21 protein-coding genes, 4 tRNA genes and 1 riboswitch are annotated in these 19,177 nt (G+C 40.9%); of the genes, 18 read left to right on the top strand and 7 right to left on the bottom strand.

Annotated features, from left to right (window positions below; all coding sequences use genetic code 11):
- The first annotated feature begins 117 nt into the window (after window positions 1–117).
- Window positions 118–2,046: a DNA primase gene (locus tag FTV03_RS01195; RefSeq protein ID WP_180039558.1), complete on the top strand. Its 1,929-nt coding sequence runs from the start codon at window positions 118–120 to the stop codon at window positions 2,044–2,046.
- Between the two features lie 54 nt (window positions 2,047–2,100).
- On the opposite strand, the gene hemA is transcribed toward FTV03_RS01195, so the two are convergent.
- Window positions 2,101–3,384, bottom strand: a complete 1,284-nt coding sequence (gene hemA / locus FTV03_RS01190; RefSeq protein ID WP_180039557.1) for a glutamyl-tRNA reductase — start codon at window positions 3,382–3,384, stop codon at window positions 2,101–2,103.
- Window positions 3,385–3,462: 78 nt separating this feature from the next.
- Between hemA and FTV03_RS01185 the strand changes: the two genes are divergently transcribed.
- The 11 genes from FTV03_RS01185 (at window position 3,463) to panD (ending at window position 9,604) form a co-directional block, all read left to right on the top strand.
- Window positions 3,463–5,175, top strand: a complete 1,713-nt coding sequence (locus FTV03_RS01185; protein WP_180039555.1) for a hypothetical protein — start codon at window positions 3,463–3,465, stop codon at window positions 5,173–5,175.
- A gap of 9 nt (window positions 5,176–5,184) precedes the next feature.
- Window positions 5,185–5,763 carry a lipoprotein insertase outer membrane protein LolB gene (gene lolB, locus FTV03_RS01180; RefSeq protein ID WP_180039553.1) on the top strand — a complete coding sequence of 193 codons (579 nt, stop codon included), beginning with the start codon at window positions 5,185–5,187 and terminating at the stop codon, window positions 5,761–5,763.
- Window positions 5,764–5,791: 28 nt separating this feature from the next.
- Window positions 5,792–6,631: a 4-(cytidine 5'-diphospho)-2-C-methyl-D-erythritol kinase gene (gene ispE, locus FTV03_RS01175; RefSeq protein WP_180011570.1), complete on the top strand. Its 840-nt coding sequence runs from the start codon at window positions 5,792–5,794 to the stop codon at window positions 6,629–6,631.
- A gap of 3 nt (window positions 6,632–6,634) precedes the next feature.
- A tRNA-Gln gene (locus tag FTV03_RS01170) sits at window positions 6,635–6,709 on the top strand.
- A gap of 38 nt (window positions 6,710–6,747) precedes the next feature.
- Window positions 6,748–6,822: transfer RNA gene (locus FTV03_RS01165), tRNA-Gln, on the top strand.
- A gap of 28 nt (window positions 6,823–6,850) precedes the next feature.
- Window positions 6,851–6,925: transfer RNA gene (locus FTV03_RS01160), tRNA-Gln, on the top strand.
- Window positions 6,926–7,016: 91 nt separating this feature from the next.
- A tRNA-Gln gene (locus FTV03_RS01155) sits at window positions 7,017–7,091 on the top strand.
- Window positions 7,092–7,128: 37 nt separating this feature from the next.
- Complete coding sequence (locus FTV03_RS01150) at window positions 7,129–8,082, top strand: ribose-phosphate pyrophosphokinase (protein ID WP_078191360.1); 954 nt, start codon at window positions 7,129–7,131, stop codon at window positions 8,080–8,082.
- 98 nt (window positions 8,083–8,180) lie between these two features.
- Window positions 8,181–8,477: a 50S ribosomal protein L25 gene (gene rplY / locus FTV03_RS01145; protein WP_168378105.1), complete on the top strand. Its 297-nt coding sequence runs from the start codon at window positions 8,181–8,183 to the stop codon at window positions 8,475–8,477.
- Window positions 8,478–8,497: 20 nt separating this feature from the next.
- Window positions 8,498–9,073 carry an aminoacyl-tRNA hydrolase gene (gene pth, locus FTV03_RS01140; protein WP_168378106.1) on the top strand — a complete coding sequence of 192 codons (576 nt, stop codon included), beginning with the start codon at window positions 8,498–8,500 and terminating at the stop codon, window positions 9,071–9,073.
- Window positions 9,074–9,223: 150 nt separating this feature from the next.
- A complete protein-coding gene (gene panD, locus FTV03_RS01135; protein WP_078192181.1) occupies window positions 9,224–9,604 on the top strand; it encodes an aspartate 1-decarboxylase in 381 nt (126 codons plus the stop codon).
- A gap of 73 nt (window positions 9,605–9,677) precedes the next feature.
- On the opposite strand, the gene FTV03_RS01130 is transcribed toward panD, so the two are convergent.
- Together FTV03_RS01130 and FTV03_RS01125 are read right to left on the bottom strand one after the other, a co-directional pair.
- Window positions 9,678–10,292, bottom strand: a complete 615-nt coding sequence (locus FTV03_RS01130) for a GDYXXLXY domain-containing protein (RefSeq protein ID WP_257220650.1) — start codon at window positions 10,290–10,292, stop codon at window positions 9,678–9,680.
- Window positions 10,289–12,130 carry a DUF2157 domain-containing protein gene (locus FTV03_RS01125; protein ID WP_180039551.1) on the bottom strand — a complete coding sequence of 614 codons (1,842 nt, stop codon included), beginning with the start codon at window positions 12,128–12,130 and terminating at the stop codon, window positions 10,289–10,291. The genes FTV03_RS01130 and FTV03_RS01125 overlap by 4 nt, the downstream gene beginning before the upstream one ends.
- A gap of 170 nt (window positions 12,131–12,300) precedes the next feature.
- A riboswitch (FMN riboswitch) is annotated at window positions 12,301–12,454 on the top strand.
- Window positions 12,455–12,557: 103 nt separating this feature from the next.
- Between FTV03_RS01125 and ribB the strand changes: the two genes are divergently transcribed.
- A complete protein-coding gene (ribB, locus tag FTV03_RS01120; RefSeq protein ID WP_180039549.1) occupies window positions 12,558–13,217 on the top strand; it encodes a 3,4-dihydroxy-2-butanone-4-phosphate synthase in 660 nt (219 codons plus the stop codon).
- A gap of 87 nt (window positions 13,218–13,304) precedes the next feature.
- On the opposite strand, the gene FTV03_RS01115 is transcribed toward ribB, so the two are convergent.
- Entirely contained in the window at window positions 13,305–13,916 is a 612-nt protein-coding gene (locus tag FTV03_RS01115) for a LysE family translocator (protein ID WP_180039546.1), read from the bottom strand.
- Between the two features lie 61 nt (window positions 13,917–13,977).
- Window positions 13,978–14,466, bottom strand: coding sequence for a DUF1289 domain-containing protein (locus FTV03_RS01110; RefSeq protein ID WP_168378110.1), 489 nt, complete (start codon window positions 14,464–14,466; stop codon window positions 13,978–13,980).
- Window positions 14,467–14,654: 188 nt separating this feature from the next.
- Between FTV03_RS01110 and FTV03_RS01105 the strand changes: the two genes are divergently transcribed.
- The 5 genes from FTV03_RS01105 to FTV03_RS01085 all read left to right on the top strand — a co-directional run bounded on the left by FTV03_RS01105 (window position 14,655) and on the right by FTV03_RS01085 (window position 18,027).
- Window positions 14,655–15,587, top strand: a complete 933-nt coding sequence (locus FTV03_RS01105) for a rhodanese-related sulfurtransferase (protein WP_180011542.1) — start codon at window positions 14,655–14,657, stop codon at window positions 15,585–15,587.
- Between the two features lie 194 nt (window positions 15,588–15,781).
- Window positions 15,782–16,078 (top strand): hypothetical protein, encoded by a 297-nt coding sequence (locus FTV03_RS01100; protein ID WP_180011540.1) that lies wholly within the window; start codon window positions 15,782–15,784, stop codon window positions 16,076–16,078.
- A 366-nt stretch (window positions 16,079–16,444) separates the two neighbouring features.
- Window positions 16,445–17,056 (top strand): DedA family protein, encoded by a 612-nt coding sequence (locus tag FTV03_RS01095; protein ID WP_111885305.1) that lies wholly within the window; start codon window positions 16,445–16,447, stop codon window positions 17,054–17,056.
- A gap of 20 nt (window positions 17,057–17,076) precedes the next feature.
- The gene (locus FTV03_RS01090) at window positions 17,077–17,487 is read left to right on the top strand and encodes an ABZJ_00895 family protein (protein ID WP_180021958.1); all 411 of its coding nucleotides are present in this window, start codon (window positions 17,077–17,079) and stop codon (window positions 17,485–17,487) included.
- A gap of 123 nt (window positions 17,488–17,610) precedes the next feature.
- The gene (locus FTV03_RS01085) at window positions 17,611–18,027 is read left to right on the top strand and encodes an ABZJ_00895 family protein (protein ID WP_078192190.1); all 417 of its coding nucleotides are present in this window, start codon (window positions 17,611–17,613) and stop codon (window positions 18,025–18,027) included.
- Window positions 18,028–18,107: 80 nt separating this feature from the next.
- Here FTV03_RS01085 and FTV03_RS01080 read toward each other — a convergent pair whose 3' ends face one another.
- Entirely contained in the window at window positions 18,108–18,632 is a 525-nt protein-coding gene (locus FTV03_RS01080; RefSeq protein ID WP_078191372.1) for a YecA family protein, read from the bottom strand.
- Window positions 18,633–18,699: 67 nt separating this feature from the next.
- On the bottom strand, window positions 18,700–18,909 hold the full coding sequence (locus tag FTV03_RS01075; protein ID WP_078191373.1) for a PA3496 family putative envelope integrity protein: 210 nt from the start codon (window positions 18,907–18,909) through the stop codon (window positions 18,700–18,702).
- Window positions 18,910–19,177: the final 268 nt, after the last annotated feature.

Below are 19,177 nucleotides of genomic sequence, written 5' to 3'. Positions count from 1 at the left end.
GTATACAATAGTTCGATGGTCGATGCTGTACTACATCTCCACCTGAACTTACAGCATTGCTGATTTCAACATATTTCACGAACTGCCCAAATTCAATAGATAGACAGATAAAATAGCATGGCCATTCCTCAACATACAATTGATCAAATTTTAGATCGCACCGATATTGTCGATGTGATTGGTCAATTTGTGAAATTGAAAAAGACTGGACGCACTTACTCAGGATGCTGCCCATTCCATCAGGAAAAATCGCCATCTTTCCATGTCTATCGTGATAAACAATATTTTCACTGCTTTGGTTGTCAGGCCAATGGTAATGCCATCCGTTTTTTAATGGATATTGGTAGCCGTAACTTTATTGAAGTAATGAAGGATTTATCAAGCCAAACAGGTATTGAACTACCGAAAGACAATAACGATTCCAATAAACTCAAATATAAGCGCGAATCTAAACCCAAACCTGTACAAAAACCTGCAATCGAAACAAAAGCTCTGACGCCCCAAACAGGCGAAACACAGACTGCTCCTGCTGCAGTAAATTTCGAACACGACCCATTTGCTGAGTTTCAAAATAGCGAAGAAGCCTTTTATGGGAGCGATCCGTTTGCTCACTTTGACCAAGTTGCCAATGGTTTTGAAGATGTGCCGCAAGATGGAAACTTATATGACTTGCTGGAAAATGTCGCACAGTTTTATGAACAACAACTTCCGCTCAGTCCAATTGGGCAAGCTTATTTTAAACAACGGGGTCTCAGTGCAGACACCATCGCCTATTGGCGCTTAGGCTATGCCCCTGAAGATTGGCAACATCTGGAAAAAGCCTTTCCACAAGATATCGAAGGACTCAAACTTCTCGGTTTGATTCGCACCAGTGATAGTGGTCGTGACTTTGACTTACTGCGTGAGCGGGTGATTTTCCCGATTCGAGATGCGAAAGGTCGTGTGGTCGGTTTTGGTGGTCGTGCCCTAAATGATGAAATCAAACCGAAATACATCAACTCTCCAGACTCCGAAGTTTTCCATAAAAATCAGTTACTTTATGGTTTATACGAAGGCCGTAAACAAAAAGCCCAAGATTGGTTAATGGTCGAAGGTTATATGGATGTCATTGCCCTACAGCAATATGGCATTCATGGCGCTGTAGCGACTTTAGGGACTGCCAGTAATACTGAACATTTAAACATTTTATTTAAGCAAAATAGCCGTATTACCATTGCATTTGATGGAGATGCCGCAGGTCAAAAAGCAGCTCGTCGTACGCTCGAAATTGCACTGCCATTACTGAATGATGGACGTGAACTTAAATTCTTTGTTTTGCCAAATGACCACGACCCAGATTCACTGATCCGCCGTGAAGGTATTGAAAATTTTCGACGTTTACTGGACACCTCACCGCTACTTTCTGAGTTTGTTTTTGCACATTTAACGCAAAATCATAATGTTGCTTCGCCTGAAGGTAAAAGTCAGGTGATGGGCGAACTGAGACAACTGACTGAACTGTTGCCGAAAGGTGGTTCATATCGTTATTTGCTACAGCAATATTTCCGTGAAAAATTAGGGTTTAGCCGAAAGTGGCAGCCTCAAGTCAATAATGATGCATCATTGAGCTTTAGTACAAAAATTGATGCCGAAGAATATGTGATTGCGATTTTAATCAATCATCCTTATCTCTACATTCATTTTGAGCCTTTACGCGCCTTAGTTTCACAAGATCTCTTGCTTTATCACGTTTTAAATATTTTCAATGTGATTTTTGATGAATTGCCTGATGACCCAGAGTTATCGACCTATTATGTACTCGGTGCATGTGCAGCGCATCATCATGAATTACAACATATTTTAGAGCATGCCAATATCAGTGACTATACGTCATCACCTGAACAGGCAGATAAACTTGCAGCAGATTTATCGACAAAATTGCAATATCAATTCTTACAACTCAAGATCAAGTCGAATAAGTTTTCTAGCCTTGCTGAAATGCGTAATTTAAAACAACGTATTTATGATATTGATAAAAAAAGATCGCTCACCCTCCTTGAAGATTAAGTTTTAACTTCAAATTCAAGCTGTGAATGACCTTTATTTAATGAATAAGTTTATTTATTTCTTTGGTTTACGGCGATTTTCAGCCACATTAACTAAATCTTGTTCTATCATTTCAAAATAAGCGGGATCTTCCGCCATCGCAGCATTGCGCAGCACGATAGAGGTCGGATGCAATAGTTTTTGGGTTAAACGATGCGACATTTCTTGCATAATCTTCGCAGCATCTTCACCCTTTTGTAGACGATTCAAGGCCAAAGCCAGCTCTTCTTGACGTAATGACTCCCCATGTTCACGGTATGCATGAATTGTCGAGCCAGCCAAATTCACTTTTTGCTGTGTGATTAAATCTGTCGCAAGCTGATTGACCATCACTTCGGCTTCAACTGCCGCCTGACGACGCTGAGCCAAGTTTTCTTCTATGACTGTTTGCAGATCATCTACACCATATAAATAAACACCATCTAAACTTTCAACTTTGGCTTCAATATCACGGGGTACCGCCAAATCGACCAACAACATTTGTTTATAACGGCGTTTTTTCAATGCTGCTTTGACATCCGCAAAATAAATCACTTGATGCAAGCTTCCAGTACAACTTGAAATTACATCTGCGCGATGTAAATTGTCTGCCAAATCTGCAAAATCAATTATTTCAACTTCTACACGATGAGCAATCTCTTGGGATAAAGCTTCAGCACGGGCACGTGTACGGTTACAGATAATAATTCTACCCACACCCATTTCGGCCAAATGCTTCGCAACCAAGCTATTCATTTCACCAGCAGCAACAATCATGACCGTCAATTTTTCAGGTTGACTAAAGACCTGTAAAGCGAGCTGAGCAACAGCATAGCCCATCGATACCGCATGACTTCCGACTGCTGTTTCAGAACGCACTCGTTTTGCCGCATAAAAGGCATATTCAAAAATACGGTTTAAATTTGGGGAGACAGTTTCGGCATCTTTGGCTAAGGACAAAGCCGTTTTAACTTGACCTAAGATTTGAGGCTCACCAAGCATGAGCGAATCCAAGCCGCTAGCCACACGCATGAGGTGTGTCACCGCCTGTGCATTTTCATAACGATACACATGATTTGACAATTGCTTTACATCAATACCATTTGATTGGGCAAGCCAATTCAATACCATGTCTGCATTTTCAGACATCGCATAGACTTCAGTACGATTACATGTAGATACCACCACCATGTCATTGAGTTCAGGTGCATGGCTTTGCTGTTCAAGCAGCGCTGTTAACTTTTCAGGGTTAAATGCAATCTGTTCGCGCAGTTCTACAGAGGCGGTTTGATGGTTGACACCCAATGCAAAGAAAGACATATCAGATCATCATTTCGCTAAATTTATGCTATTGTGCATTATCGGCGTCATAAAAAGCATTACTTGGATCAAGAAAAATTGCGTCTAACAAATAGCCGACTGAACGGCCAGACAATAAAGCAGTATTCTACCACATTCTTACTTGTTGGTAGCATGGCTTCTACTGCCCCAATTCGGGCCGTGGGAGAAGTTTACCATGCAAATTCAGGATATGATGCAATTAAACAAAGTATGATTGCAGAATTTGCCTTAGCTTATAACGACATCCCAACCGCGCTTCATAATTACACCGTGCTTGCAATCAAAAGTAAATCCACCATGGTCAAACAGCGTGCTTTAAACGTTGCTATTGAGCAAAATGATTTACAAGCAGCCTTAGATATTGCTACACATTGGGTTGTGCAAGAACCTGAAGATGTACCAGCATTATTTTATTTATCACATATTGCTTTGAAAGCCCATGAATATGAGCTTGCCGCCGAAACACTTGATAAAATTTTAACCATTGACCCAAATGCAGATTTAGAACAAATTTTGGCGGGTATTTCCCCTGAATCAGAGGAAGATCGCGCTTATCTGATTCAAGCACTGACCGCCAGCAAAGAAAAAACCAATCCCTCTATTTTGGTCTTAGTCGCAGGTTTACAAGCTCAAAATGGCGCCTTTGCCGATGCCTTAGACACCATTAATTTAGCACTGAAAAAACGCCCGAAAGTGACTGGCTATATTTTAATGAAAGCCAATTTACTCATGTCTTTGGGTGATGAAGACGAAACCTTAAAATGGTTCGAAAAATCGAGCCGCAAACACCGCAACAATATGGAAGTTCGCTTAGCCGAAGCGAAATATTTAATTAAAATCAATCAGTCAGAATTAGGTCTAGAAAAACTCGAAGATATACTAAAGAAATGGCCATCTGCTGAAGAACCGCTATTTATGGCAGGTTTGACCAGTATTGACTTAGAGCTTTATGAAAAAGCCGAAAAGTATTTGGTGGAGTTACGTTATTCGAGCAAATACCAAAATGAAGCGTATTACTATCTCGCAGTAAATGCTGAACGCAAACAGCATTATGAAACGGCAAAAGCCTATTATCGCCTTGTTGATGGCAGTCTTTATACAGTTTCACGGCGCAATATGATCAGCATTTTTAGCCAGCAAAATAAGCTGCATGATGCACTGCGCTTTTTAACTCAAGAGCGGGTTAATTATCCTCAACATGCCAGTTTCTTATATCTTGCTCAGGCAGATATTTTAAAACGCATGAACAATAAAAAAGCAGCAGTCCGTTTGCTTGATGAAGCGGTAAGAAACTTACCTGAAGATCCAGAACTCATTTATGCCGAAGTTCTACTGCTCGACGCCCATCAAGATAAAGATAGACTCGACCAATTACTAAAACAATTACTTGAAATTGAACCCAATAGCCCGACCTATTTAAATGCATATGCCTATACCTTGGCGGTACAAAATAGACGCTTAGATGAAGCCCGAAAATACGTCGAACATGCCTTAGAATATGCTCCTGAGCAGGCCTCAATTTTAGATACGTTCGGTTATATTTGTTATTTGCAAAATGATTTTAGTACATCTGCATCTGTTTTGGCCAAAGCGTATGAACTGAGTAATAGTTTAAAAATTGGCATTCGCTACGCACGATCAGTCTTCATGCAAGGTGATATGAATAAATTTGACGCGTTGTTACAACAACTCCAACAAAAACATCCGAATGATCCGCAATTAGAGCAACTACATTCGTTATTGTTACCCCAACCCATGAAAAAGAGTTAGAAAGACTTTATGCAAGTATCTTCAAAATTTGGGGTATCTGCCCTGACCTGCTGCGCTTTATTTTTTACTGGTTGTCAGCAATACGTTAAAACACCCGCTCAACCGAGCCCTGAAGAAGTTGCTGCAAATCAATTCAACTTACAAGGTAAGATTGGTGTGCGCACGCCACAACAGTCAGGAAGTGCTTTTTTTACTTGGGTTCAAGACCGTAATGAATATGATATCGAACTGAGTGGTATTTTAGGTGTTGGAAAAACTCAAATCAGCGGTAAACCTGGTCAAGTTCAGTTAAACAGTGCAAAAACCGGTTTAATTGAAGCAGAAACACCAGAGGAATTACTCGAACGTGCTACCGGTTGGCAAGCTCCCATTACCCACCTCGTCGACTGGGTACAGGCGCGCCCTGCAACCACACAAGCAATAATTCAACGCGATACAGCTCAGCGCCCTCAACAGATTATTGAAGATGGTTGGACGGTTGACCTGAGCTATAACGAGACTGCAACCGTACCGAACAAGTTAATTTTAAAACAAGCACTTGAATCCGGTCAGGAAAACCGTATTACAATGGTGATTCAAAATCGTTAATTTGCCTAAAAGCTGAACTATGACTTCCATGATTCGTGTACCTTCTCCTGCAAAACTCAATTTGTTTTTGCACATTACTGGCCGACGTCCTAATGGATATCACGAATTACAAACGATTTTTCAGCTCATCGATTTATCAGATTGGATGGAATTTCACCCACTTGCAAATTCTGCTGATGAAAATTTTATTCAAATTGAGGGCTTAAACAGCGTTAATCTAGAGCAAAATTTAATTTATCGTGCTGCTCAAATACTCAAACCGTTTGCTAAAGCACTGACTGCACAAAAAATCCACATCGAAAAAAATATTCCGATGGGTGCAGGGCTCGGCGGTGGTTCATCCAATGCAGCCACCACCCTAATCGTGCTCAATCAACTATGGAAATGTGGTCTAAATACCGAACAACTTGCAGAACTCGGCTTACAACTTGGGGCAGATGTTCCCGTGTTTGTACATGGTCTAAATGCATGGGCTGAAGGCATCGGTGAACACTTAACATTCATAGATTTAGCTCAAAAACAGTACATTGTGCTGAAACCTGACTGTTTTATCAGCACTCAACTGCTTTTTTCACAAAAAACGTTGACAAGAGACTCAAAGCCCACTAAATTTTGCGGCTATCAGGAAACGCCATCTGATTTTGGAAATAACTTTGAGCCTGTGGCACGAAGCTTATATCCCGAAGTCGATGAAGCAATGCAGTACTTAGATCAGTTCGGTGCCGCAAAGCTTACAGGTACAGGTGCTTGTGTATTTACTGAAGTAACTGAAAATATGAATATTGATGACATATTGAAAAATGCACCATGTAAATCTTACTTGGTTCGCAGTTTACAAGAATCACCATTACGTCATTTTGAAGTTTGATATAGGGGCGTCGCCAAGTGGTAAGGCACCGGGTTTTGATCTCGGCATCCGTTGGTTCGAATCCAGCCGCCCCTGCCATCATTTTTCACCTGTAGATGTAATTGCTGTAAAGTATTAGGGGCGTCGCCAAGTGGTAAGGCACCGGGTTTTGATCTCGGCATCCGTTGGTTCGAATCCAGCCGCCCCTGCCATTTACTTTATTCGCTATTTCATCAATTTAGGGGCGTCGCCAAGTGGTAAGGCACCGGGTTTTGATCTCGGCATCCGTTGGTTCGAATCCAGCCGCCCCTGCCATTTACTTCAAAAAAGACAGAGCATAATTTGCAGTATCTTTGTTGTTTCAACTTGACAAAATACCGCAAAAATATTAAAGTTCTGCCGCATTAGGGGCGTCGCCAAGTGGTAAGGCACCGGGTTTTGATCTCGGCATCCGTTGGTTCGAATCCAGCCGCCCCTGCCATCTAATTCCCTAATTTGCCAACCGCCAAGGGTGCTTCATGCCCAATCTTGTCGTTTTTAGTGGATCTGCACATCCACAATTCGCCCAAAAAGTCGTTAGCCACCTTCACATCCCTCTAGGTGCTGCATCTGTAGGTCAATTTTCTGACGGTGAAATCGCTGTCGAAATTACTGAAAATGTTCGTGGTAAAGACGTATTCATCGTACAACCAACTTGTGCCCCAACTAACGATAACCTTATGGAAATCTTAGTTATGGCTGATGCTTTGCGTCGTGCAAGTGCTGGTCGTATCACTGCTGTCATTCCTTACTTTGGTTATGCTCGTCAAGATCGTCGTCCACGTTCAAGCCGTGTGCCAATTACAGCAAAAGTTGTTGCAGATATGCTCACAACTGTTGGTATTGACCGCGTTGTCATGATCGACCTTCATGCTGACCAAATCCAAGGTTTCTTCGATATTCCTGTAGACAACATCTACGGTACTCCTGCGCTTTTAGCAGATCTTCGTCAACAGTCACACGACAACTTAATGGTTGTTTCTCCTGACGTTGGTGGTGTAGTACGTGCGCGTGCTGTTGCTAAGCAAATGGGTGATATCGATCTTGCGATCATCGACAAACGCCGTCAAAAAGCGAATGAATCTCAAGTAATGCACTTGATCGGTGACGTTAAAGGCCGTGACTGTGTCATCGTTGATGATATGGTGGATACAGCAGGTACATTGTGTAAAGCTGCTGACGCATTAAAAACTTTTGGTGCTCGCAAAGTTGTTGCTTACGCAACTCACCCTGTACTTTCTGGTAAAGCTTTAGAAAACTTGAAAAACTCTGTGATTGACGAATTGGTTGTAACAGACACTATTCCGCTTTCAGAAGAAGCTCAAGCTCTTGGTAAGATTCGCCAAGTTTCAGTTGCAAGTATGGTTGCTGAAACAATTCGTCGTATTAATAACGAAGAATCTATTAGCGCAATGTTCGATTCTTATCTATAATATAGCGCTAAATTTAAAAGCCCTGCCTTTTGGTGGGGCTTTCTATCACTAGACTGGTCGAAGGTCTAGTCAATTAAACTTAAATAGGAATGTCTATCATGGCAAACTTCGTATTAAATGCAGTAGCACGTGAAGAAGCAGTACAAGGGAAAGGTTCGAGCCGCCGCCTTCGTCTTCAAAATAAAGTACCAGCAATCATCTACGGTGGTGCAGCTGAACCTGTAGCAGTTACTTTAGAACTTCGCGAACTTGTTAAAGCTTTAGAAAGCAACGCGTTCTTTGAAGAAGTTGTTGAAATCAACATCGACGGTAAAGCTGAAAGCGTTAAAATCCAAGCTTTACAACGTCACCCAGCTAAAAACACTCCTATGCACGCTGACTTCAAACGCGCATAAGTGTTAAATGGTTTAAATGAGTGAGCAAACTTTCACTGATTGTTGGTTTGGGTAACCCAGGTTCTGAGTATGCCCAAACCCGCCATAATGCAGGCTTCTGGTTTGTAGAACGCCTTGCAGAACAATATGGCATCCAACTTAAAGCTGATCCTAAATATAAAGGCATCAGTGGTCGTGGTAATATCGAAGGTCAAGACGTTCGTCTGCTGTTACCCACAACCTTTATGAACCTCTCAGGTCAAAGTGTTGTTCCCTTCGCCAAATTCTATCAAATTGCTCCTGAAGCAATGCTTATCGCACACGATGAACTCGATATGAACCCGGGTGTCATTCGCCTGAAAACGGGCGGTGGTCATGGTGGTCATAATGGTTTACGCGATATCGTCCCGCATATTGGTCCAAATTTCCATCGTTTACGTATTGGTATTGGTCATCCTGGTTCTAAAGAACGTGTCTCAGGCCATGTTTTAGGTAAAGCACCAAGTAGTGAACAAGGTTTAATGGATGATGCAATTGCACATGCCTTATCACGTACTAAATTGTTGGTAAGTGGTGAGATTCAGCAAGCCATGAACCAGATCAATGCTTACAAATAGAACTGACAATTCCACAAATTGTTGAACAATACTTATTGCCATCTGAATGATTTCAGAGCAAAATGCGCTTGCATTTGACTGCTCACCCAGCATTCAAGAGATTGTTCCACCATAAGATACGATCTTAGGTCTACCAAGGAGACGCTAGCCATGCTATCTCGTTTATTAAAAGCTAAAATCCACCGTTGCGTCGTTACACAAGCAGAATTACATTATGAAGGTTCTTGTGCAATTGACGGTATTCTTCTAGATTTAGCCGGTATCCGTGAATATGAAGAAATTCATATGTGGAACGTGACTAATGGTAAGCGTTTTACCACTTATGCCATTCGTGGTGAAGAAGGTTCTGGCATTATCTCTGTAAATGGCGGTGCTGCTCACCAAGCAGATATTGGTGATTTGATGATTATTGCAACTTTTGGCGATTTCACAGAAGCTGAAGCAAATGCACATAAGCCACGTTTAGTCTATGCGAACCCAAATAACACAGTGAACCACACAGCGAACTGTATTCCAGTTCAAGTTGCTTAATTCAAGCATTCAAAGATTCTAAATGCCCGCAAATTTGCGGGCTTTTTTATGCGATCAATCACATAATCCGCTTTTATTCACTTCGTGGCCCCTTCCACCAAACTTTCTTCTGCTCACACAGAAGTGACTGCAGGTTTTCACCCACTAGACCCACCAATAAGGGCTGACCATTTTCTTGTACCTTTAGCTCTGCAAATTGCGCATCGCGATAGCACGGTTCCAAGCCTTCGGCAAACAAAAAGCTGCTTGCAGCGGGATATAAACCCTCAAATCTATTATCAGGATTTTTGAGCACCAGTTTTGTGGATGAGCTTGGATACTGCACTAATAACTTTGGATTGAAACTGGTTCGAATCACTCTACGCTGTGCATCAAGCTGCACATAACTCACAATACTTTTTTGATCTACAAAATAGTCACGGTGTACATTTTCTTCTTTGTTCGCTTTGGCAGCCTGCCCATTAGCAGATTGCTCTTCAGAAGGCTGACCACCAAAATAGAGCTGATAATTCAAGGCCATATAATCCCCTTGAATCAAAGAGCGAGGATCGACCGGTTGCAGCTTTACATAAATACTCTGACTGTTTGCCAGATGCCATTCATGCCGTGCAATCATCAGTACAAATAAAAGAATACTGAGTACAGCCAAACCAATAGGAAGCATTTTTTTATTGAGTATGTTCATCATGCTCCTTCCCCTTGTTTATGCTGTATCGCAGTTAACATTTTGGTGATGCCAAGCAGCAAAAGACCAGAGATCAAAATCGTTAAACTTTTCAGTAAAAAGCTCAACCCTAAATTGTAATACAGCATCCATAAGCTAAAAATGATCAACACGATGCAAAGGGCTTTAACCAAAGATTGCTGATAGACCTGCGCCCATGCCAATAAAACCAATAACAAGAAAATTTCAAAATAGCCCATCGCAATCAGCACAAGGCCCAATAGCAGTAACAGCCATTTTTCGCGCCCCGTCTGTTTTTGCTGATTTGCGATGTAAAGGCCAAGCCAAACTACAGGCAGTAGATAACAGACAAATAGGTCAAGAATGCCATGTCGGGTCTGTTCAAACAGTAGAACGTTATTTGACAGTGTCTGCAACACCACAACCGCCAATACGATGCATAACATCCACAACACAATGCTTTTTCGATACATCGTGTGCAACCAAGCTGTTGCACTCCCGAGCAAGAAAATCAGTAGAATATAATTCAATCCAATCACAGCTAAGATGACATGTTCATCGCTCATAAAAAGATCGGCATCAAATAGTGTGGCCACTGCAAGGCCATATCCTGCAATGAGTTGAATAAAAACAATAAACCAATGCATTCGACTAAACAAACAGAGCAAGATAACGCCAATTTGTAATACTAAAATAAACCCAATGCTATCGGTCAAGCTCTCTGTATGTATGAAGACCGCAGATTGGCCACATACCCATAAGCAGTAAGCAAATTGGCGACTAAAGATACTTTTAGCTCGTCGAATCAACCACCAAGCCACAGCCACAAAAACTAAGCCCATGACGATTGAAAACGCCTTCCAATAGGTCAGCAATAAGCTCGATAAAATAATGCCTGCCAACCATGCCCCAATCGCTAAAGGAATAACTGCAAATTTAGTCTGTGGCAGAAATTTCATCAGTGCCCAACTGATCACCGCAAACCAAGCAAATATCAGCAAGGCAAAAACCAACAATCCTGCACTCGAGTCAGATAAAATATGTTCTGCCCATTGGAAAATCAAAATACTGAAACTCGCGGCGAGACCTGCAGCTTGTAAACTGGTTTCTAATGCACGATGTTGTCGATAAAAATAGATAATCAGATAAATTGGAAGCAACAATGCAAAAATTAAATATTGCCATTGATACTGCTCTGCCCCATTTCCGCAGTATAAAAACATGCAATACATCGACATTAGTGTAATAAATGCAACAAATACAAAGCGCAGTGCAGCATAATATTTCAAACACAAGGTCACACATATTGCGGTCAATACATTCATGCAGAGTAAATACCACCATGAATGATCAACGATTAAATAGCTTTGTTTAAAATATAAAAATAATGCCAATTGACTGATCAAACACAGTAACGCAAAGACTCCGATATTCGGTCGATATAACCAAGGTAAAAGCAGCAAAGCCCAGACTAAAAATAACAGATAACTGTCTGCACCTGTTTGATAGACCTGCCCAATCACAGCCATACTCAATCCGAGCAACAAAGCACTTAAAGCATCTAAACTTTGCTGAATCCAAGCATGCCTTGCAAAATATACACTCGTCACAGCACTCAGTACCAACAGCAACATTGGAATTGCCAATTGAATGAATTTTGGCAACATCAACCAGTTTGCCGCGATCAAATACACGAAACTGGCTGCTATCAGTACAACACCGATCACTTGCAGATGTCGAATGACCTGTACATCTTGGAACAGATCTGTTGAAAACTCTTGATCTAACTGTGAACGATGCAGCTTTATATTCTGCTGCTGAGAATGCTGAGGAAGCGTCATTTTTTATCATTATGCAATCATGGTTGATTTATCGGCACGATAGCATGCTTTGGCACACTTTATAAAAATGCTTACAAATCCAATCTTATAACTTTACTTATCTAAAATTTTGCAAATGATTCTACGCAATAATTCCCCATCACCACACAAACAGGTCTATACTCAAGACACATCGCTTCAGGGCGGGGTGAAACTCCCCACCGGTGGTAAATTTGCTGGGTTGAACGCCCTGCAAAAAGCCCACGAGCCAATCGTTTAAACGCGATTCGCAGATCAGGTGCAATGCCTGAGCCGACGGTATAGTCCGGATGAAAGAAGACGACGTCACATCTCTATATCATTGATCATTTTCAATATATATCGTAACGCCACTATTTCACATGTCCTGAAATGTTCAACCGTATCTAAAATTTACGCGAGCGTTTCAATGTCTAGTTTAATTCAACCCGAAATTTTCTTTTCTGCCCTTCCACCTGCAGAACAGCGCATGCTGCAAGCCTTAGAAGACATTCGTCATGGCAAGCCTGTTTTAGTCATGGACGATTTTGACCGTGAAAATGAAGCCGACCTGATTGTTGCTGCAGAAACACTGACTGTAGAAACCATGGCACGTATGATTCGTGACGGTTCAGGGATTGTCTGCCTGTGTTTAACCGATGCTCAGGCTAATCATTTAGAACTTCCACCCATGGTGTCTGATAACTCTAGCCATTTTAAAACTGCCTTTACTGTCACCATTGAAGCTGCGGAAGGTGTTACTACTGGCGTTTCAGCAAAAGACCGAACAACTACAGTCAAAGCCGCAATTAAAGATGGTGCTGTTGCTAGTGACTTAAACCGTCCGGGTCATGTTTTTCCTTTACGTGCGCGTGAAGGCGGCGTATTGACCCGTCGCGGACATACTGAAGGGACTATTGATTTGGCACGTCTGGCCGGTTTAAAACCTGCAGGTGTTTTGTGTGAATTAACCAACCCAGACGGCACAATGGCCAATGGCGTACAAGTTTTAGCGTATGCACAAACCCATCATTTGACTGTACTCACCATTGACGAAATTGTGCAATATCGTTTACAGCACAATCTCTAGTGCGAATTAATTAAAGCTCTACACATTCATAAAAAGGCTGATTGAATCAGCCTTTTTTATTTTTTACTGCACATTTCAAGTTAAGAATTAAACCGTGAATATGCTATAGATCCCGTAGATGGCAACTACCACTAAAATCAGCCCACACAGTGCCAACAATTTTTTATACCAGCGTGATTTCGACAATCGATGAAAAGACAAATACACCAAAGACAAAGTTGCGAAATCTAAAACGATCCAACTCAGGGTCAACACAATTAAACTCAGATCAAGATGAGGAGTAATTCCTACAAACTGCGGAAAAAATGAAGCAAAGAAAATAATATCCTTAGGATTTGAAATCCCCACGATCAGTCCTTGCTTAAAGCCCCCTTGTGCTGCTTTTAACTGCAGAGATTGTGCAGTGGGCTGTATAGCTACTTCTTTTAAAATATCAAACCCAATATAAGCAATATATATACAACCCAGTATTTTAATGCCATCGAGCCAGTGCGCATTCACATTTAAAATGCCTTTTAAAATACACACCGACAGTACGATCAAAATCAGTGAAGCAAAATTCGTCCCGACAATGGTTTGAAATGCCTTTTTATAGCCGCCTTGTAAGCCTGCACTTGCGACCAACAGCATGACAGGTCCAGGCGTTGCAATCATCACGATGACTGCCACACAATATAAAAAGTACTCCGAATAATTCACGCTGAGATTCCTTCACTTATTTTTTAGATCACGATAAATTTCATACATAAAAAAAGAGGACTTAGTCCTCTTCATCCATGTTTTGCAATAAATGCAAGCGAATGGCATCTGCTCTTAAGAATGCCAAATCATAGCTGGCTGTGGCGAGTGCCAAAACGCGACGCTCAAATTCATCCCACAACGGTCGTACCTGTTTGTAATGTATCCCGAGTCCACTTTCATCTGTGAAATGACGGTTTTTTTCGCAGAGCTTGAGTGCGTGATACAGTTTACGGCCTTTGCTTGCATCTGGACGCAAGCGAACTCGCTTAGACAAGACAAAGCCTTCGACATGGATGATATCTGCTTGCGGCAACATCGGTATTAAAATTTGATCTAACTGTGCATCTAAACGACACCAAATGGCCGTGTGTTGCTCTGCCGTATAAGTATTCCATTTTATGACTTCATGATTAAAGCGGCGGCAACCACGACAGACTGAATCACCAAATACCGTAGAACAACGCCCTGCACATGGGGTTAACGAGGCAATTCGACGATCAGTACTCAAAACCGGCTCCATTCAATCAATATTTATGGGATAAAAACAACTCGGCATGACTATACACGCTAAAACTACTGAAATGAAGCTATGATCAAATGTGTGGTTAAAAGCCATCGCTTTACTCGCTTATTCATCCAAATCACGGTAGAATGTGCGCCTTAATTTTTATCCTGTTTATTCACTTGGAGTACTCCATGAACGCTACTGTAGAACAGCTTGCACCTGTAGAACAGCAAGCGACCTCTGGTTGGGTTGTTGCCGCACTTTATCAATTCAAAGAAGTTCAAGATCCTGCTGATCTTCAACAACGTCTTTTAGACTTGGTAAAAACCATCAACCTTTGCGGTACTCTAATTGTGGCAGGTGAAGGTATTAACGGTACGGTTGCCGGTGACCGTAAATCTGTAGATATCATCCATCAATTCCTTCTCAATGAAGGCTTCAATGCGATGGAATACAAAGAATCGCATAGCGCGGATAAACCATTCCGTAAAATGAAGATCAAACTGAAAAAAGAAATCGTGACTTTAGGTGTGGAAGTGAAACCACGTGATTTAGTCGGTCACTATCTTGATCCTAAAGAATGGAATGAACTAATTGCACGTGATGACGTAATCCTAATTGATACACGTAACGACTATGAATACAAAGCAGGTACATTTAAGGGTGCGATTGACCCGAAAACTGAGACTTTCCGTGAATTCCCTGAATACGTGAAAAAAGAGCTTGAGCAGCATAAAGATAAGAAAATTGCCATGTTCTGTACAGGCGGTATTCGCTGTGAAAAATCAACCTCACTTTTACTTCAAGAAGGCTTTAATGAGGTTTATCACCTTAAAGGCGGTATCTTAAAATATTTAGAAGAAACCCCTGTTGAAGAAAGCATGTGGGAAGGTGAATGTTTCGTATTTGACGGTCGTACTGCTGTCACTCACGGTATGGAAGAAGGCGAAAATATCAAATGTCACGCATGCGGTTGGCCACTGGCTCCTGCTGAAGTTGAACTTCCGAGCTACGAACACGGCGTATCATGCAAATACTGTATCGACAAAACCACTGAACAGCAAAAAGCAGGCTTCCGTATGCGTCAATCACAAATTGTGGCAGCAAAACGTAAGCGTCTCTAAGCAAAATTTGTTGTAACGATATATAAATAAAAGCCCTATTTTTAGGGCTTTTTTTACGCATTCTCAACAGTGACTTAATTTTTTTGACAAAATAACTATATCTGGTTATTTACGAGAATCAGTTCGCGCATTTATGCTTATTCTGATCAATTGATCCGAGAAAATCATTATAGATAATTGAAAAGGAAAGCATTATGCCAAAATTAATCAACTCTCCTATTGCAACCTCAAGGCGCCTTGCTTTACCCGCTCCACGTGTAAAAGAAAGTGTTGCAGAATTAAAACACCTCCTTAACCAACAGTCGCATATTTTGATAGTCAGTATTGCCACATGCATTGGTGCAATTTTTGCCTTATTTATTGCTTATACCTTGCACTTACAACCCACTCTGCTCAACATTCTTGGACTTTGTGCGATTCCATTTGCTTTATCGCTGAGCTTACGCCAAGTCTATATTCACACCCTGTTAAATATGGAACATGATGATTAATTTGCGCACCTTGCAAAGCTACTTATTGCAACTTTGTCCTACGCTGTTCAGTATATAAAACGATTTTTAAGGCTGCTAAAGCGCCAAAATCAAAAATAAAATCCAAACTGCACAGCGTAAACTCAGTAATATAAAAACCGTACTCTATGCCTATCAATTATTCAGTTTTACTATTACTCAGCATTGCTCAATACCATCACTCATTCATACATTTTCCTTCTCATTAAGCCTACGTGCTACTTAATACAAGATGAACTCAACATTTGTTGTTTTTGCTTAGGTGGTTTCAGGAATATTTAAAACGGAACTTTACCCACTGCGCTTTTCAACATAGGATAAATACACCTTTTCTCTGCCTTAGCTACCATGACTTTAACTGAATGGATCATTTCAATCATGGAACAATTGGGTTATCTCGGTATTGCCCTGCTCATGTTTCTTGACAATGTCTTCCCCCCAATCCCCTCTGAAATCATTATGCCCTCGGCTGGCTATTCTGCCTCCCAAGGTCAACTACTCCTCATTGGTGTCATTATTTCAGGTTGTGTCGGTTCTTTACTGGCGGCTGCATTGCTATATTGGATTGGCTATAAATTTAAGCATGAATCCATCTTTCACTTCGTCGATCGCTATGGAAAGTATTTATTTATCAAATCGGCAGATGTAAAAAAATCTCTAGCATGGTTTGAGCAATACGGTCACCGCATTGTATTTTTCGGACGAATGATTCCAGCTGTGCGTTCTCTCATTAGTATTCCTGCTGGAATGAGCCGCATGCCATTTTGGAAGTTTATGTTTTATAGTGGTTTAGGTACGATTATTTGGACCACTTTTTTAGCTTGTATGGGTTTTTATTTAGGTGAAAATCAGCAGTTAATGCAGCAAATATTTAGTAAAGTTGGCCATGTGATTATTCTGATCACAGTCATCATTATTGCTTGGATTTTGTACCGTCGACATCAACGTCGACCTCGTTAATTTTTTGTTTTGGGGCTTAAATGAAACACTATCTCCTACACTTTGCTGCTGTTTATAGCATCGCCTTGGTGCTTTTGATTACCGTATTAATTTTTGGATTAAATCTTGGTGGTATTACATTAATTCCTACATTGGTGGCATGTGCATTAATCAGCGTTGGGCATTTTGTAAAGAAAGAACAACGTGTGCCTAGCAACCATGAAAAGATCCAACTGGTTTGGGGCTCCAGTGCCGTTGCAATCATCATTGGTAGCTTTTTTGTGCTGTTCTTGGTGCTGATGAATCCCAATGCCGAAAGCATTATGAAGTCTGTGGATAATGCAGGCATTGGGCTAACTGCTGTAATTATGCTCTGCATGGTCGCCATTCATGGCACGATATTTCATATTGCCTACGGTTGGTATGCAGACTACTGCGCTAAAAAATTATAAATTTTTTTAACTTATTCCGTTAGAATTTGAATCAATACCCTTCACTGAAACTTAAAATTGAGTGAAGAAACTTCGGGCAAGCTATACTCGCTCTTTATAAAACGAAAACATGAACATTAAATAATGAAAAAATACATCATCACATTTAGCATTGCTTATGCCCTCGCCATGGTCGCTGTCGCAGCCATAGAGTCTTTCTTTGATTTACCCGGTGGTTCATCCATTACCTGTCTCATCGTGGGCGGTTTTGCTGCGGCATCCAGCTTTGTTAAAGACCATCAGCGAGTGCCAAATAAGTTAGAAAAGCGAACTTTGATTTGGAGCTGTATTTTAGCTTCGGTTCTCATCAGTGTCGTTGCTACAGTCATTTGTCTCTTGATCTTCCCTGAAACCCAAGCCTTTATTCAAATGGCGCTAACGCAATTACCCGCTTGGGTCTGGCTGCTTGCTATCAGCTTTACCTTATTCATCCATTATCTCATGTTGGCTTTATCTTTTGGATGGATGGCAAAGAGCTTCTTAAAAGCCAAACGTAGTTAAGCCTTTAGACTAACTTTGAATTGAAAAGGTATAGCGCTAAAAAAAGCACCCCAAGGTGCTTTTTTTAAATTTCGTCGAAATTAATTTGGTGTGTGATACATCAAATATAATTCGTTCAAATTGGTTGGGATTTCTTCTGCAAGTTCATCCATCAACTGACCATTACGACGGAAAGATTCCATTTGTGGATCTTCTTCATCAATGCCGCTGAACACCATGATTGGCAAAGTTAAATCTACCAATTGTTCTTCAAACTCGTCGGTGAACCATGCATCTTCGTTTAGGAACATGGCATCAACGAAGCCAACACTCCAGTCACCAAGACTTGATTCAACATCGGCTTCTTCAATTTCAAATGGAAATTCAATACCATCTTCATTGGCAAGATTCTGACGAATCGATTCGAGCCATGCTTTTACTTGTGCAATAATTTCAGCAGGTACTTTTTTCTGATTGTTATCAAAAAGTTCGTCTAGCCATTTATCAAAAGCTGGGCCTACTGCAATTGCACATAAAAAACCATGAGTCGCTGCAAAATCTAGACCATGCTCGTTGTCATCGCCGTCTAAATAGTCACTCAAAAGGTCTAAATCTAAAGCACTCATTTCAAATCCAGAGTTAGAAACTTAATGCGTAAGCATAGCATTTTCAAGCGCTATGCTAAATCGCTATTTAGTCTTCTTCGTCATCAAAATCATCGTCATCGTCGATGTCGTAATCAAAATCTTTAAGCTCACGTTCAAGACGGCGCTGAGCCAGAAGGTCATCAATAAGTCGGCGCTTTTCTAACGATTCTTTCGCGCTAGTTTTTGCACTGGCCTCATCGAAATTCACATCATCATCACCGTAGTTATCATCTAGTTCAAAATCTGTAGAAGACACCAAAACTACCTCATAATGAAAAAAATTGAAGGGGTCTAGCCGCTATTTATATGGGATATAAAATATTGTCAAGTTTTATTTGTTTTTTTAACAACTAAACTTTAAAAATAGGTCTTTTTTTCTTACCAAAACCTGTGGCATGATATAATCCACCCTGCGTCCTTCATTTTTATGACAGTCAAAGATGACTCGTAAAATAATCGATGCATGGGATGAACTTGAAAACAACAATTTCAGCCCCACCTAAATTACTGAATTTAAATTTTTA

Source organism: Acinetobacter sp. YH12218 (assembly GCF_013417925.1).
Lineage (GTDB): Bacteria > Pseudomonadota > Gammaproteobacteria > Pseudomonadales > Moraxellaceae > Acinetobacter > Acinetobacter amyesii.
Note: the sequence above shows the minus strand (reverse complement) of the source record. Positions and strands in the feature narration are given on the sequence as shown.